Here is a 16,665-nt window from a genome sequence, read left to right on the forward strand (position 1 = left end):
AATTAACTATTCGGGGTTTTTTAAGTTGCTTTCTGAAGGAAAATAAAATTATCTTTGATTTGATTCATAAAAAAAGTTCATATTATAAACCGGGGCGGAACCTGCTGATGGGCATCGAAATAAAAGAAGTAAAATCGAAATCAGATCTAAAAAAATTCATAACATTTCCCTATAAACACTATTCGAGCAATAAATTCTGGGTACCGCCTCTCTTAATGGATGAAAATAAAAATCTGGATGCCGATAAAAATCCGGCATTCGATTTCTGTGAAGCATCCTACTGGCTTGCATTTAAAGACGGACGTGTTGCAGGCAGAATAGCCGGAATTATTAATAACCGGTACAATGAAAAAGTCGGAAAGAAAATTGCAAGATTCGGTTATGTAGAGTTTATTGACGACAGCGAAGTTTCAACTCAACTTTTTAAAACAGCGGAGGAGTGGGCGAAGAATAAAAACGCAGAAGCAATTCACGGACCGCTCGGCTTTACCGACATGGATCCGGAAGGGATGTTAATTGAAGGGTTTGAAGAGCTTCCGACAATCGCGACCATTTATAATTTTCCATATTACCCGGCCCACATAGAAAAACTTGGTTATCAAAAAGATATAGATTGGATGGAGTACGAACTCGTTCCCCCGAAAGAAATTCCCGAAAAGGTTGAGAGAATTGCAAAAGCAGTTCTTGAAAGATACCGTCTCCGAATGCTTGAAGTAAAAAAAGCCAAAGATCTTCTACCTTACGCCCATGAAATATTCCACGTTCTAAATGATGCGTATAAAGATATTTACGGATTCGTTCCGCTAACCGAAAAGCAGATCGATCTATATGTAAAACAATATTTCGGTTTCATAAAGCCGGGATTTGTGCCGGTTGTGGTAAATGAAAAGAATGAAGTTGTTGCATTCGGAATTACAATGCCCTCGTTATCCAAGGCATTTCAGAAAGCAAAGGGAAAATTGTTTCCGTTCGGATTGTTCTACATTTTAAAAGCATTGAGAAAAAACGACCGCGTTGATCTGTACCTTACCGGAGTACGGCCGGATTATCAGGATAAAGGAGTTAACGCAATAATGATGTATGAAATCAACAAAATCTATATTGCCAACAACATTTCTAAAGCAGAATCTAATCCCGAACTGGAAACCAATACCAAGGTTCAAGCACAGTGGCGTCATTATCAGGGAAGGCAGCACAAAAGACGAAGATGCTATATCAAGCATTTTTAAATACGAAACAATCAGTTAAAAAATAATTTAAAATAAATTACCCCGGCCGGAGGTTATCTCTTATTTCCCGTAACGCTTTTTCTAGACACCACCTTTTTTTCCGATGAAATATTTATCGTCGACTTTAAATCTTCGGGAAATGAATCCCCATCATAAATAATTTTTTCCAGAAAGAGCCCGGACGGAGGAGCTGTATATTTTGCCGGAGTGGGCGACGCGTGTTCTAAAAAATATTTTATGTCGTTATGTGTAAGCTTGCCCCTTCCAACTTCAACGAGAGCACCAACCATTCGCCGGACCTGTTTCCACAGGAAATGCGATCCGGTTATTCTTATCAATATTAAGTCTCCCTCTTCTTTCACCTGAACGCTTTCGATAAGAACTTTTGTCGACTTCTCTTCGTCGTCTTTATCGGCAAAAGAGACAAAATCGTGCATTCCGACAAACAATTGTGAAGCGTTATTCATCTTCTCAAAATTAAGTTGATCTTTAATCCACCAGACAAAGTTCTTGCCGAATGAAGTTCTTCTTCTGGCCACCTGATAGAGATATATTCTGCTTTTCGCATCGTACCGGGCATGGAATTTAGGATCCGTTTTTTCTACCTCAAGCAAATTGATGTCCGCCGGTAGTTCATCATTGATTTTAATCCTGATTATTTCCGGGGCGAGCATTGTTTTTACGTCGAGGTGAGCAATCTGCCGTAGCGCATGAACGCCGGCGTCGGTCCGTCCCGAACCGTAGATTTCAATCCGCTCCCCTTTAAAAACAATTCCGGCAGCCTCATAGAGTTTACCCTGAACGGATTTCGAGTTTTTCTGCATTTGCCACCCGCTATAGCGGGTTCCTTCGTATTCGATATAAAGTTTAAATCGTGCCATAATTATTTTGTAGTAAAATGCCAGAGCGGTCCGGTTACAATAGAACCGTCTGTTAATACTTCGTCGATTCTCCAGTAATAAGTGGAGTTTGGTTCAAGCATTGGAGTATCAAAAAAATTCTCATTTTGATTTCTGATAAAAATTGGTTCACCGGGTGCATGAGTCCCGGTTTTTAATTTTTCCCCCCTCTTTAATGCCTGCGGATAAATAGATTTCCAGAAATGCACATTAAAGGAAACTGAATTACGCGAAGGGAGCCACTTCAATTTTGCTGACAAGTCGATTTTATACAAGCCGTTTCTTGGTGCCGGCAAAGATATGAAGGAAAGAACCGGCGTCATTTCATTTTCGGGATCCCATTTATTATCAAATGTCCATTTCGCATCGATCGTTTCAGGGGCGGGCTGATTCTCAGCTTCAAAAAGATTGTCCCCGAACCAGTCATAATCGCCGCCAATACGGCTGCAGTTATAAAAATAATGACGCGCCCCCCATATCCATGTCTTAGCATTCGGCGAGACAGGCCAGTAGATTGGAATATCGGCCATGTTTCCGGAGAAGACGCAATCGAGCAGATAAAACTGAGCGTCACGGTGATGCCTTCCGAGCGGAAATCCGGGAACACCGTCGAAGAATGAATAGCGGATAACAAATTTTTGATCTTTATTCTCTGAACCGTTGTGCCAGAGCGATGCCGATAAATTGTGACCGTAAAACCTGCTGTCGGTTACGTAACACCAGCCCTGCGGACAAACGTAATCGACCCAGCCTTCGAAGTAACAATTATTGTGATAATACATTCCGTTCGGATGCCAGAGGGCAACCGTATCTCCGCCATCGGCAATTATATTGCAGTTGATAAAAATTATTTTTGTACCCCACCCGCGGATGGCAAACTGGTGATCGTGATCGCCGTATAGCGAACCGTAATTATTGTGAACAGTAATGTTTGCTAGCGTGAATCCGGTAACCGCAGAATCAATATTAATGGTACCCGAACCCCAGTCGGTTCTATCTTTCCCGGATAGCCAGTTTTTCCGAAGTTCCGCAAATACAATTCTAGTGCTGTCGCGGTCTTCTCCAACAATCGCAATGTTGCTTTTTGTTATGAACAATTTTTCGTTATAAGTACCGTTCTTTACGAGGATGACGAATGTTTTGATGTTCTGCGCAGGAGCAGAGTTAAGCGCCTCTGTTACTGTTCTGAAATTACCTTTCCCGTCTTTTGAAACAATTATATCTGCACGTTCGTTTGAATAAACAAAATTAAAGCAAGCGGAAACACCAATTAAGATCAGTATTAGTAGGGTGTTTTTATAGAGCTGAGAAATCATCAACAACCCTTATTTATTTGATAGTTAAAATAACGATCCATATCTTAAAATTACATATTAGAGAAAGGAAATGTGTTATGGGTAAATACGATCCGCGGGTTGATGCTTATATTGCTAAGTCGCAGGAATTTAGCAGACCGATTTTAGAGCACCTCAGAGTACTTGTACATAAAGCTTGTCCCGAAGTTGAAGAAACCGTGAAATGGGGCTTTCCTCATTTCGATTATAAGGGGATGATGTGCAGCATGGCTTCATTCAAGCAGCATTGCGCGTTCAGTTTCTGGAAGGCCTCTCTTATGAAAGATAAAAAGCTGGTTGAAAACGCAAGGTCGGAATCTTCAATGGGGCACCTGGGCAGAATCACCTCGCTTAAAGATTTGCCGAAGGATAAAATTCTGATTTCGTATATAAAAGAGGCGAAAAAACTTAATGATGAAGATGTAAAACTTCCCCCGAGGAAATCGATTCAGTCAAAAAAAGAAATTGCTGTGCCCGATTATTTTATAAGAGCCCTAAAGAAAAAAAGATCCGCAATAAAGAACTTCGGAGATTTCAGCCCATCTCATAAAAAAGAATATATTGAATGGATAACCGAGGCAAAAACCGAAGAAACACGCAGCAAAAGAATATCAACCGCGGTAGATTGGATAGCCGGAGGAAAACCGAGAAACTGGAAATACATGGAGAAATAAAAAAGAAGACTTATACAGAGTCATATTCTTTCTATATTCATTGTTGGTAAAACAGGGCATTCATCAAAATCCAGCATTGCGTTAAAGAGCTTTATCTTCTCAAAATACTTTAAGTCAATAATCCTGATTTCACCCTCTCTTACAATTTTTCTCTCCAGGAGGTTTGCGCGCCGGGTTCCAGATAGAAGAGGTGTTGATGGGGTGATCCAATCTTTACCGTCAAACAGAGCAACGTTTGAATATGACGTGTCGGTAATCAGTCCGTTTTTAATTATCAGAATTTCTTCGTCAAACGAGCAGTCGGCCTGCGTAATAAGCTCTTCCAGCCGGGATCTGTCGGAATATTTATATCCGTAATCAATATCGTTGCACTCAACCGTGATTAATCGGTTGACCGGCTTAATAATGTATCTAGAAAAACTTATGCTTCTGATCGAAGAATCATAAACAACTTTACACTTGCATACACCCGCGGAATAATCTGCAGAGACCTTGATGATTTCCTCAAGATATACAGTCTGATCAATATTGAAGAGGTTCCTGCGCGATAAATTAAACCGGTCGTTATGGTAACGGATGTTCTGTACAGCACCATCTTTAACTTTAATTGTCTCAAATAATAGGGACATATACTTTATCAATTAACTCCTGATATTCGTTTTCCGGCTTGCTTGCGAAAGTAATACCGCCGCCGCTTTTAAAGTAAAAAAGGTCACCGGTTTTCTCTATGAACCGTATCATCACAGCGCTATCGAGGTTTAAGCCGTCGAAGATTCCGAATACACCGGTATAGTAATCCCGGTTATAAATCTCAGCCGATTTAATTATTTCGACTGTTTTTTTCTTTGGCGCACCGCTGATAGAACCCGCGGGCAGTAACTTAAAAATAATTTCCCCTATTCGCGAATTGTAATCACCCGGCAGTCTGCCGCTGATTTTCGAGCTGACCTGCAGCAGATTCTTCTTGTTCGTAATTATTTTGTCAATGTACCGGAAACTTTCAACTCTCACATCTGTTGCTATTATACTGAGATCGTTTCTTATCAAATCAACAATTGTATTGTGTTCGGCCAGTTCTTTCCCATCGCCGAGGATTTTTTCGGCAGCATCGGGAATTGATGCATCGATTGTTCCCTTCATGGGAAAAGAATAAATTCTTCCGTCATTTATTTTGACAAAGCTCTCCGGCGAGAAAACAATAAACCGGTCTTCAAAAAACAGTTTATATTTTGCCCTGCTGATAAAGAAAAGTTCTTTAAGCGAATAATTTGATTCTATTTGAGTCGGGAAAGTAAGATTACAGAGATATGTGTTGCCCGCAAGAATGTTTTTCATTACAACATTGAAAGAATCAACGTAATCATTATATGAAATCGGCTTTATTTTAAAATCGAGTTTTGAGTTTAAAACAGAATCATCGTTATAATTCGACAGATTTTTTAACCGGTACTTAATCTTATTTTTATTCACTTTGTCGAGTTCGATTATGACCGGATTTTTCATCTCGAAATCGATAATAAACAGGAAGGGGATTTTTAAAGTCCCCAGACGGTTCATTAAATTTATGGCGGTGGTTCTATTTTCCATTGTTAAGTTTATATTAGCCGTAACTAATTTATAAAAATCTCTCAAATGAAATTGCTGGTTGTGGATAATTATGACTCGTTCACTTACAATCTCGTAGAACTTGTAAGAAAAATCGGTGTATGTGAATGCGCGGTTGAAAAGAGCAATGAGCTCAGGATAGAAAAAGTTGCCGGATTCGACAAAATATTGTTTACTCCCGGACCGGGGCTTCCGGAAGATTTTCCCGCAATGTTCGAAATCCTGGAAAGATATTCCGGTACAAAAAGCATCCTTGGTGTTTGTCTTGGCCACCAGGCAATAGGGAAGTTTTACGGCGCCAAGCTTATAAATTTTAATAATGTTGTCCACGGAATTTCAAAGCCTGCCAGGGTGATCGACCGAAACGGGCGCCTCTTCAAAGGGCTTCCCGAAGTGATTAATGTCGGCTTGTATCATTCGTGGTTTGTTTCAAAGGAGAATTTTCCGCAACAGCTCAAAATAACAGCTGTAACAGACGAAGGTATTATAATGGCCATCTCGCACAGAACGCTTGATCTTAATGGTGTTCAGTTTCATCCCGAATCAATTATGACTTCTCATGGAGAAGCAATAATAAGAAACTGGCTTGGGCTATAAACGCAAACTATTAGTTCATTCCAAAGCTCATAAATAGTTATTTTTGAATCAAATATTTTTACGTTTGGTTATCAAGAATATTATTGGGAATTGTATGAAAAACATTTCAAGTTTTTTTTATCCAGAAACTATTTGTGTGGCGGGCGCTTCGACAAAAGAAAAAAGCATTGGTTATGAATTGTTGAGAACGATTAAAAATTACGGTTATAAGGGAAAAATATTTCCGGTTAATCCGAAGGCCGGGGAGATTCTTGGATTTAAATGTTACCGTTCGATTGATGAAATTACAAATCCAATAGATCTTGGAATTGTAGTTGTGCCGAAACAATTTGCTGAGGAAACGATCGACGCCCTACTCATGAAAACCACCGGTTCAATAATTCTGATTACCGCCGGTTTTAAAGAGATCGGTAAAGAAGGAGAAGAGGTTGAAAATAGACTTATCGCTAAAATAAAATCTCACGGCGCCAGAATGGTTGGACCAAATTGCATGGGCGTAATAAATACGCTTGACGATGTAAAACTAAACGCAACGTTTGTAGCAGAAAAACCGGAGACCGGCGCAATCGGATTCCTTTCCCAAAGCGGAGCACTCGGCGCCGCGGTGCTTAACTCGTTGCGCGAAACTGATATTAAGTTTGCTCATTTTATAAGTGTCGGCAATAAAGCCGATATCAACGAGAATGATATTTTAGAGTTCTGGCAGAACGATAAAAACATTAAGACGCTTACATTTTATCTGGAAAGCTTTGTGAACGGCGAAGAATTTATTCTTCCGTTCATGCTTGGCAAGGTAACAAAGCCGACTATTATATTGAAAGCCGGTAGAACCGAGAGCGGAATGAAGGCCGCCTCTTCTCATACCGGCGCGCTTAGCAGCAACGATAAAATAACAGAAGCGCTTCTTAAACAGTCGGGCATCATCCGCGCAGAAAACCTGAACGAACTTTTTAATACGGCAAAAGGATTTGAGAACTTCCCGATTCCGCAAGGAAATTCAATTGCTGTTGTTACAAATGCCGGCGGACCGGCAATCCTCTGTGTTGATAAAATTGAAAAAGAGGGACTAATACTCGCCACTTTCTCAGAAGAAACGCGAAAAAAACTTAGAGAGGTAGTTCATCCCGAGGGGAGTGTATCCAATCCGGTTGACCTGTTGCCGGGAGGAACAGCGGAAATTTACAGAAAGGTAAATGAGCTAGTTGCGTCGGACGAAAACGTTGATGCGGTAATTTCGATCTTTGTAGAACCCGTTATGGTTTCACCTCTGGAAGTGATTGAAAGCGTCTATTCGGTTAAAAGCGAAAAACCGGTTCTTCAGGTTGTAATGCCCCTGCCGGAGTTCTGGGACAAGTATAGAGTTGAATCCGAAAAGAGACTACCGTTGTTCAGAAATCCGGAAGATCCCGCCGAGATAATATCGAACATGTTTTTTTACAATAAGGGTAAACAAAAATTTCATCAATTCGGAAAAGAATATTTTGATTTGATTAACAGGAGAGACAGAGAAAAGAATACATCGGGCCAAGGGTATTTGTCCCAGAAAGATATCGCCCGCCTTGCCGAAGAGTATGAAATTCCTCTTGTAAATAACCTTCTTGTTAAACCAGAAGATCTTAAAAATGCCGCCATAAATTTTTACCCGGTTGTTATTAAAGGTCTGGGCCCCGGTGTAATTCACAAAACGGAGCTGAATGCGGTAAGATTGAATATCAGCAACCTCCGCGAACTGATTAATGCAGCAGAAGAAATTGGATCCGGCTTTTCGGCAAAAGGATTTTTTGTTGAAGAGTTCCTGATTCAACCTTTTATAGAGACAAAGCATGAGCTGTTGATAGGAGGTTTTCGAGACTCTTCCTTCGGACCTGTTATTATGTTCGGTTCGGGAGGAAAATATGTTGAAGCCTTTGATGATACCTCTATCAGATCGTGTTATATTTCTGAAGCCGATATTGAAGAAATGATTCTCGAAACCAGAATCGGAAAAATTTTAAATGGCGTAAGGGGAGAAAAACCCGCCGACCTACCCGCGCTGAGGAAAATAATCAAATCGTCAGCCGAAATGATGATAGAGAGCGGGAATATAACCGAGTTCGATTTCAATCCTTTAATACTGGACGGAGACGGACATTACTATGCGGTGGATGTAAGAATTAAATCATCCTGATCTGATTGTAAAAAACAGAGGACCGCAATTTCGAATTTCTTTAATTATTTTTGTTTCACTAATATATCTGGTTTCTGATGAAAATTGCTTTTATATCGAGCGAAGTTTTCCCTTACGCAAAAACAGGCGGCCTTGCTGATGTGGCCGGATCACTTCCGAAAGAAATTGCGCTTCTTGGCCACGAGATCAAAATATTTATGCCTAAATACAATACTTTCGGCGAGGCGGAACACGGTCTTCACTATCAGTGGGATATCGGGGAAATACCTGTTCGTGTTGACGGACGAGTTCACCAGACCCACGTTCACAAAGCATTGTTGCCGGGCTCTAAGGTAGAAGTTTATTTTATAGACTGTCCGCATTTTTTTCACCGGTTCAGAATCTACACGAATGATTTTGATGAAGACGAAAGATTTATTCTCTTTCAAAAAGGAGTAATAGAAGTTTTACAACGCATCGGTTGGGCGCCGGATATTATTCACTGCAACGACTGGCAGACCGCATTAATTCCTTTGCTGTTGAGGGACAACTATTCGTGGGATCGAATGTTCGACACCACAGCCGCGGTTCTTACAATACATAACATTGCCTATCAGGGACAATTTGCAAAAAGTTCTTTTGCTAAAGCGGAGATGAAAGAAAAATATTATTTACACGGCGGGATAGGAGAATATGAGGGGGGTGTAAATTTTTTGAAAACCGGCATCTATTCTGCCCATGCAATTAATACTGTAAGCGAAACGTATGCCCGGGAACTTCTTACACCAGCATATGGATATGGCATGCAGGTTCCGTTATCATTCAGGATAAGAGACTTTTCCGGAATATTAAACGGTGTCGATTATAATGTGTGGAATCCGGAAAATGATAAATTTATCCCTCACAAGTATTCAATAGACGACCTTTCAGGAAAAATAAAAAACAAAAAATTTCTTTTAGAGCATCTTCATCTTCGCTTTAATGAGAATGTTCCGGTTATTGGTATTGTATCCCGACTCGTTGCACAGAAAGGATTGGATATCATTGCTTATGCTTTAAACCACCTTATGGAACTGGAGGCTCAATGGATCATACTCGGTAGCGGCGAATACAAATACGAGGAAATGTTTCAGCACGCGAAAAATCATTTTCCCGATAAAGTTTCGGTCTATTTCGGATTCAATAACGAGCTTTCCCATCTGATAGAAGCCGGTGCGGATATTTTTCTTATGCCTTCTTATTACGAACCATGCGGACTTAACCAGATCTATTCACTCAAATACGGAACGGTTCCTGTCGTCCGGAAAACAGGAGGTCTGGCAGATACCGTGCAGGATTGGAATGAATTCCTGGCCAAAGGCAAAGAGATAGGTACTGGATATTCTTTTCAGGATTATACAGCCAACGCCCTTATTCACTCTGTACAGAGAGCCGTTAATGATTTTAAACTCAAGGATGTCTGGCGGAAAATTCAACTTAACGGAATGAATAAAGATTATTCCTGGAAGAGATCGGCGGAGAAGTATGTTCTGCTTTATCAAAGCGCTCTCGACAATCTAAAGGGCTCCTGATATCTTTTATTTTTTTTCTTAATACCCCCATTGTTAATAATAGGACTTTTTGTATTTTTTCAAAGCGCTCAATCAGTAAATGGTCGCTCCGGTAATCCATATTCTGCCGGTTAAATAAAACCGACTTCAATTCAAACAAAATCTCTAAAGAGCTGATTAATAATGTTTTCTCAATCAAACCTGTATTTATTAATTAAAGGAGACTATTTATGAAAAAAGCCTATACATTATTCTGTTTATTTACACTTTACCTAACAACCGCGAATTCACAAATTTCAATCTCTGCTTCCGACGTTAGCTTGGTATTGGCTCTCGGCAGATCCTATACTACCTACTGGGATGAGAACACACAAACAATTGATATCGGAACAACCGGGGCCTCAAGCTGGGATTTCAGTAACCTTGTTTCTACACATACGTTTGTAACCACCAGTAAAACCGTCGGTTCGTCAGCGTATGTTTCAGATTTTAGCGGAGCCGGCTTTGCATCCAACTCCGAAAATACTTACATGGGGACTACTTCAAACACATGGGTTTATAATTCAGTAACCTCATCTTATCTATTGAATGGAACCGGAACCAATGTTGCTTCGGCCGGAACAACAACAAAAATAAAATACAATCCCGCTCAGGTATTATATAATTTACCTTTAACATTTAACTCAACGAATTCACAACAGACCCAGCAGGAAGTAATTTCGGTTGTTAAAACTCAATTCGGGGAGTTTACAACGACGCTTACTAACACGGTTAACCGAAGTTATATTGTGGATGCTTACGGTCAAATGAAATTACCGGGGGGAAAGCTGCTGAGCTGTCTTCGGTTGAAAGAAACAACATCAATCACAACCCAGCAGGGATCAACAACAACGACCGTTAACTATCAGTTCTTAACCAGGACTGGTGAAACCGTTACAGTTTCTGTTAAAGAAAATCAGTCGAATACCGGAGTCGTTCAAATTGAGCAGGTGACCTGGTCAAGTGGCGATGGGACAAGTGAAAATCCCACAAGCATTCAATCATCAGGAACAATACCTTCAGAATTTGCTTTATTGCAGAACTATCCAAATCCGTTTAATCCGACAACAAAGATCAGCTTTTCAATTCCTTCTAGTCAATTTATTTCGTTGAAGGTTTATGATGTAACCGGTAGAGAGATTTTATCTTTAATAAATCAGGAGTTAAACGCAGGTTTATACAGCCTTGACTTCAATGGATCCGGTTTGTCGAGCGGTATATATTTTTATCGTTTGAATGCGGGGCCTTTAAGTCAATCGCGAAAAATGATTTTAATTAAATAAGGAGAAAATAAATGAAAAAAATTTATACAAGAACACTTTTAACCCTGTTGTTAATTTCCGGTCTGATAAATGCGCAATGGACACAGCTTAACAATTCTTTCGGTAAGGAAATAAGAACCATGATTAAAAACGGAAGCGCGTTAATTGTGGGAACCGTTGACGGCGGTGTTTATGTGTCTAATAATGCTGATCAGAACTGGAGTCAGAGTAATGCAGGCCTTACTAATTTAAAAGTATATTCTCTTGCTGGAAACGGAAGTCAAATATTAGCAGGTACATATGGTAACGGTGTCTTTATCTCAAGCGATAACGGAAACAATTGGAGTACAGCCGGAAGCGGAATAAACGTGCCCTATATATACGCTTTGATTTTTTCGGGCAATAACATTGTTGCCGGCTCTGGAGGCGGTGGCGTATTTACATCTTTAAATGGGGGCTCAAGCTGGAGTAATGTACTTGCTATTTCTAACATTGCAAACGCCCTGTATAGAACAGATTCATCGCTGCTTCTAGGGATCGGACCTTACATATACCGCTCAACCAATGACGGGTTAAATTGGACGAGTGTAGTTACTTCGAACACGACAATTAAAGCTTTTGCAGAAACCCCGAATTCTTCAGGCGGAAAAAATCTCTATGCAGGCTCTTTGGATGGAGTTTTTCTTTCAACGGATGATGGGAAAAACTGGAAAACCGTAAACACTGGTTTGACATACAGGAATGTAAACGCTCTTGCTGTTAGCGGTGAGGTTCTGTTTGCGGGTACCGAAAACGGAGGTGTCTTCAAAACAAGTAACGCAGGGTCTTCATGGAGCGAAATCAACACCGGCCTACCGTCAAGCACGAGTATCAGATCAATTATAATCGACGGAGGTTTCCTGTATGCCGCCTCGTCATCGGGAACAGTATATAAAAGAAACTTGTCGGATGTAATCTCGTCTATAGAAGAAAATTCCGGAGAGCTCCCGACAGAATTCTCTCTATCACAGAACTATCCTAATCCGTTTAATCCGGCGACAAGAATCAGCTTTTCAATTCCGACAACACAATTAGTTTCGCTGAAAATATATGATTTAACCGGAAGAGAAATAACCTACTTGGTAAACCGGGAATTAAGTGCGGGCAGCTACAGTTTTGAATTTGACGGATCGAATCTGTCGAGCGGAATTTATTTCTACAAACTGAGTACGGCAAATTTCAGTGATGTAAAAAAAATGATGCTGATAAAGTAATAAATGAAATAGCGAATTAGTTGCATTTCTAACAGAAATGACTTTGAGGATAATTGATGATAGAATTGAATATTAACTGTTGAAAAAATTTAATAATTTTATTTTTGTTAACTTAAAAATTGTCGGGTAAGAAGATGAAAAACCAAGTAAGTATTCTCGCAGTCCTTTTTATGTTGATTATTTCGCCTGTAAATGCTCAGTGGCAGAAAATACTCGAAAGGAATCTTTCTAATACCGGAAAGCTCATGATGCACGGAAACTATTTATTTCATTATGGGACACAGACTTTCCGGTCCTCAAACAACGGTGACACCTGGACCGAGATAACATCCTCATTTCAAGCTACGGTAAAAAATATGGTTAGCGCGGGAACAAGCATTGTAGCTATGGTCTACCTGCAAAGCAGCAACCGCTATGCTTTCTACTTTTCAAACGATAATGGAGCGAATTGGGCGCAAACATCCTCTCAAATAACACCTCCGGCAAATGCAAATATTATTAACCTTACTTTTAACAGCAATGAGCTGTTTGCGGTAACGGACCGATCATCATTTTTTAAATCCTCCGATAAGGGCAATTCGTGGACAGAGGTTGTTGTAGATAATGTTAAAATACTGGGCGGGACTGACATAGCGTCGTCCGGAAGCAGGTGGCTTTATACATGTACGATCGACGGCGCTTTTGTATCGAACGAGGCCAAAACATCATGGACTCAATTAAATCCCGATCTTTCCGTATCGGGAAAACTGCGGGGTGTATATTATTTCAATGGGTATTTCTTCGGTTACTCAAATGTTGGGCTGGTTAGAATGCCCGAAAATTTAAGCGGCTGGGTAAAAATTCAGACAGGCCTTCCGTTAATGTCTAATCAGCCACCCACCATAAGGGAGATTCAAAGCAGTGGTAACAGTTTGTTTATTTCAATTGTTCTTGCTGACGGGAACCAGGATGTATATCAGTCCGATAATAATGGTGATTCATGGCAGAAAGTTGGATCTGGACTTCCCCCCGGTAATCAGGTTGAAACTTACAACCTGGCAATAAATTCTTCTTACGCGTTCCTTTATCATTTTTCGGCGGGCATAGTTCCATTCGGGCTATATAAAATACCTGTTCAAATTGCGGCATCAATTAACAAAATTGACGAACTGCCGTCGGAATATTTTCTTAATCAGAATTACCCCAATCCATTTAACCCGGTTACTAAGATCGAGTTTTCGATACCTGAATTGCAGCATGTAACATTAAAAATATTCGATTCGCTCGGAAGAGAAGTGAAAGAACTGATAAACAACGAATTCACTGCTGGAAAATATTCCTATGAATTTGACGGGGGAGAATTGTCAAGCGGCGTTTATTTCTACCGGTTGACTTCCGGCGGTTTTAACAGTGTGAAAAAAATGATTTTAATTAAGTAATCTTTAAAGGGGCTGATTTTATCAGCCCTTTTTGATTATTACAAACCGGAGAGGGAAATCACAATGAATTCAGGAAATAAATTCCTAAATGTCTATACCGAGCTGAAAAAGATTTTGAAAAAATTTGAAAACGGGATGAACGTTAAAGACGAAGGTAAGGAAAATTATTATTTAATCGGACCCTATTCAGAAAAGTTTAAGAAAGAGCTCTGGTTCGCCTCGCTTCATATTAAGAAGAATTATGTTAGTTACCATCTGATGCCGGTTTATATGTATCCGGAGCTTGTAAAGGAAATTCCCTCTCCTCTTAAAAAAAGAATGCAGGGGAAATCGTGTTTTAATTTTAAGGAATACGACAAAGAGTTATTCCAACATCTCGCCAAGCTGACTTTATCCGCCCACAAAATGTTTAGTAAAAGGTTCGACAATATATAGAAATATTAATGATTAGATTTGTTTGCCGTCTTTCATTAACTTTCAGCAACGGTTTATACACCGCGAAAATCAATAAATTTAGTCGGGATAATGAAATGAAAAAGTATTTAACGATCTCGTTATTTTTTCTGTTCGTATTAACAGTGACTGCCCAGTTCGAACCACCCAGGGTAAGTCCCCAGGCAACCGTTTCGCAGATGTTCGGATATACAACAATCACAATAAATTACAGCCGTCCTTCGGTTCACAGCAGAAAAATTTGGGGCGCCCTGGTACCGTACGATAAAGTCTGGAGAGCTGGAGCAAACGAGGCAACCACAATACAGTTTACTACCGATGTAACAATTGCTGGAAATAAAGTTGCAGCTGGAATCTATTCCTTCTTTATAATTCCTACAGAAAGAGATTGGATACTGATTTTAAACAACGACTCTAAAATTTGGGGATTAAGTTATAAGCCCGAGCACGATTACATCAGGTTTTCCGTAAAACCGGCCCAATCCCGATTTGTTGAACAGCTTCAGTTCTGTTTTTCCGAAATCTCCGATGCTTCGTGCCTTGTATTAATGAACTGGGAAAATATTCAGATCTCTTTTAATGTTACATCCGATTTAGCAAGCCAGGCCTATCTGAAAATGAAAGAAGCGATTAATAAAAGTCCTCAGGATCCTTCTGTATATAATGCCTGCGTTAAATTTGCAGCCGAAAAGGAAGTATTTCTGGACGAAGCTCTTGGCTGGGCCGATAAAGCTGTATTGTACGGGGGCGGATATGTTTCTTATTTCTTTAAAGCAAAAATTCTTTTTGCACAGAAAAAGTATGTAGATGCTCTTAGAACAATTGAAAAGTGCCGCGAAGTAGGAAGAACCGATAAAAACTGGGATTCGTTTTTTTCTCAGGTCGATTTCCTTGAAAAACAGATAAAAAGCAGCATGTGAATTTTTTCGAAGCTAAATGTGTTCTGTTTTAAAGTCAATTAATATTAGAAAATGAAAAAATTCGATATCCCTGCACACTATAAAAGCTCGATTATTTCTCAAATCAAAGAGCTTCGAAAGAATGAAGATCCGAGGAAAAAAGATTTTAAACCTACCCGGCTCGATTTCGGCCCCGTGGTTTTTTTGATCGCCCGCCACTTCGGTTTCTGCTACGGCGTTGAAAACGCTATTGAGATTGCATACAGGACTATTAATGAAAATCCGGGTAAACGGATTTTTCTGCTGAGCGAAATGATTCACAATCCCCATGTGAATGAAGACCTGAACAGCCGTGGAATTAAATTTATAATGGATAATTACGGCAAGCAGTTTATTCCGTGGAACGAAATAAATTCAGATGATATTGTGATTATTCCGGCCTTCGGAACAACTATCGAAATAGAGAATCTTCTTAAAGAAAAAGGAATTGATACGGTTAAATATAATACGACATGCCCGTTTGTAGAAAAAGTCTGGAACCGCGCCGAATCAATCGGCAAGGAAGATTACACGATTATTATTCACGGCAAACATAAACACGAAGAAACCAGAGCAACTTTTTCTCACAGCACGCTGAACTCTCCATCCGTAATTGTCCGGGATATTGAAGAAACCCGGTTTTTGTGCAAAATTATTTCGGGTGAATTTCCAACAGACCGGTTCTATCAGTTTTTTCGCGGGAAATATTCAAATGAGTTTAATGTTGAAAAAGATCTGATCAAGGTGGGAGTTGTAAATCAAACGACAATGCTTGCGAGCGAAACAGAGGCCATTGCAGATTTAATCCGGCAAACAATGATTGAAAAATTCGGTCTGGGAAATATTAAAAAACATTTTGCTGATACACGGGATACCCTCTGCTACGCAACTAACGACAATCAGTCGGCAACATTGGGTTTAATGAATGAGAAAGCAGACCTGGCAATTGTTGTGGGAGGATATAACAGTTCCAATACGTCGCACCTTGTCGAATTGCTGGAGGATAAATTCCCGACCTACTTTGTTTCGGAAGCGGATAAAATTATATCGGACAGCAGGATTTTGCATTACGACCTTTCCACGCATTCTGAAAGGATAACCGAAAACTTTCTCCCTTTAAATCGACCGGTTGTTATTGCCGTAACCAGCGGAGCTTCCTGCCCGGATTCAATTGTAGATGATGTTTTGAACAAACTGATCGGATTTTTTGAAAACAGCGCCGATGTAAAAGAAGTATTGCGCAGCCTTCAGTAAAATCATCAACTACA

At 40.0% G+C, this 16,665-nt stretch carries 15 protein-coding genes; 11 read left to right on the forward strand and 4 right to left on the reverse strand.

Going from position 1 to position 16,665, the window contains the following annotated elements; genetic code table 11:
• The first annotated feature begins 107 nt into the window (after positions 1–107).
• Positions 108–1,229, forward strand: a complete 1,122-nt coding sequence (locus tag PLZ15_05065) for a hypothetical protein (protein ID HOI29113.1) — start codon at positions 108–110, stop codon at positions 1,227–1,229.
• 53 nt (positions 1,230–1,282) lie between these two features.
• Here the strand turns inward: PLZ15_05065 and truA are convergent, their stop codons facing one another.
• Positions 1,283–2,110: a tRNA pseudouridine(38-40) synthase TruA gene (truA, locus tag PLZ15_05070; GenBank protein HOI29114.1), complete on the reverse strand. Its 828-nt coding sequence runs from the start codon at positions 2,108–2,110 to the stop codon at positions 1,283–1,285.
• A gap of 2 nt (positions 2,111–2,112) precedes the next feature.
• Complete coding sequence (locus PLZ15_05075; protein HOI29115.1) at positions 2,113–3,444, reverse strand: pectinesterase family protein; 1,332 nt, start codon at positions 3,442–3,444, stop codon at positions 2,113–2,115.
• A 77-nt stretch (positions 3,445–3,521) separates the two neighbouring features.
• Here PLZ15_05075 and PLZ15_05080 point away from each other — a divergent pair, with 77 nt between their 5' ends.
• Positions 3,522–4,136 carry a YdeI/OmpD-associated family protein gene (locus PLZ15_05080; protein ID HOI29116.1) on the forward strand — a complete coding sequence of 205 codons (615 nt, stop codon included), beginning with the start codon at positions 3,522–3,524 and terminating at the stop codon, positions 4,134–4,136.
• 20 nt (positions 4,137–4,156) lie between these two features.
• On the opposite strand, the gene PLZ15_05085 is transcribed toward PLZ15_05080, so the two are convergent.
• Both PLZ15_05085 and PLZ15_05090 read right to left on the reverse strand, forming a co-directional pair.
• Positions 4,157–4,765 carry an aminotransferase class IV gene (locus PLZ15_05085; GenBank protein HOI29117.1) on the reverse strand — a complete coding sequence of 203 codons (609 nt, stop codon included), beginning with the start codon at positions 4,763–4,765 and terminating at the stop codon, positions 4,157–4,159.
• Complete coding sequence (locus tag PLZ15_05090) at positions 4,749–5,723, reverse strand: aminodeoxychorismate synthase component I (protein HOI29118.1); 975 nt, start codon at positions 5,721–5,723, stop codon at positions 4,749–4,751. The genes PLZ15_05085 and PLZ15_05090 overlap by 17 nt, the downstream gene beginning before the upstream one ends.
• Before the next feature lie 45 nt (positions 5,724–5,768).
• On the opposite strand from PLZ15_05090, the gene PLZ15_05095 reads away from it, so the two are divergent.
• From PLZ15_05095 to PLZ15_05135, 9 genes are all read left to right on the forward strand, one after another.
• Positions 5,769–6,338 carry a gamma-glutamyl-gamma-aminobutyrate hydrolase family protein gene (locus PLZ15_05095; GenBank protein HOI29119.1) on the forward strand — a complete coding sequence of 190 codons (570 nt, stop codon included), beginning with the start codon at positions 5,769–5,771 and terminating at the stop codon, positions 6,336–6,338.
• 94 nt (positions 6,339–6,432) lie between these two features.
• The gene (locus PLZ15_05100) at positions 6,433–8,505 is read left to right on the forward strand and encodes an acetate--CoA ligase family protein (GenBank protein HOI29120.1); all 2,073 of its coding nucleotides are present in this window, start codon (positions 6,433–6,435) and stop codon (positions 8,503–8,505) included.
• A 77-nt stretch (positions 8,506–8,582) separates the two neighbouring features.
• Positions 8,583–10,055: a glycogen synthase GlgA gene (gene glgA, locus PLZ15_05105; GenBank protein HOI29121.1), complete on the forward strand. Its 1,473-nt coding sequence runs from the start codon at positions 8,583–8,585 to the stop codon at positions 10,053–10,055.
• Positions 10,056–10,264: 209 nt separating this feature from the next.
• Complete coding sequence (locus tag PLZ15_05110) at positions 10,265–11,356, forward strand: T9SS type A sorting domain-containing protein (protein HOI29122.1); 1,092 nt, start codon at positions 10,265–10,267, stop codon at positions 11,354–11,356.
• Between the two features lie 11 nt (positions 11,357–11,367).
• On the forward strand, positions 11,368–12,588 hold the full coding sequence (locus PLZ15_05115) for a T9SS type A sorting domain-containing protein (GenBank protein HOI29123.1): 1,221 nt from the start codon (positions 11,368–11,370) through the stop codon (positions 12,586–12,588).
• Positions 12,589–12,722: 134 nt separating this feature from the next.
• A complete protein-coding gene (locus PLZ15_05120) occupies positions 12,723–14,006 on the forward strand; it encodes a T9SS type A sorting domain-containing protein (GenBank protein HOI29124.1) in 1,284 nt (427 codons plus the stop codon).
• A gap of 63 nt (positions 14,007–14,069) precedes the next feature.
• Positions 14,070–14,441: a hypothetical protein gene (locus tag PLZ15_05125; protein HOI29125.1), complete on the forward strand. Its 372-nt coding sequence runs from the start codon at positions 14,070–14,072 to the stop codon at positions 14,439–14,441.
• A 95-nt stretch (positions 14,442–14,536) separates the two neighbouring features.
• Entirely contained in the window at positions 14,537–15,379 is an 843-nt protein-coding gene (locus tag PLZ15_05130) for a DUF2911 domain-containing protein (protein HOI29126.1), read from the forward strand.
• 51 nt (positions 15,380–15,430) lie between these two features.
• Positions 15,431–16,651 (forward strand): 4-hydroxy-3-methylbut-2-enyl diphosphate reductase, encoded by a 1,221-nt coding sequence (locus PLZ15_05135; protein ID HOI29127.1) that lies wholly within the window; start codon positions 15,431–15,433, stop codon positions 16,649–16,651.
• Positions 16,652–16,665: the final 14 nt, after the last annotated feature.

The sequence above is a fragment of the Melioribacteraceae bacterium genome (genome assembly GCA_035362835.1).
Taxonomy (GTDB): domain Bacteria; phylum Bacteroidota; class Ignavibacteria; order Ignavibacteriales; family Melioribacteraceae; genus DSXH01.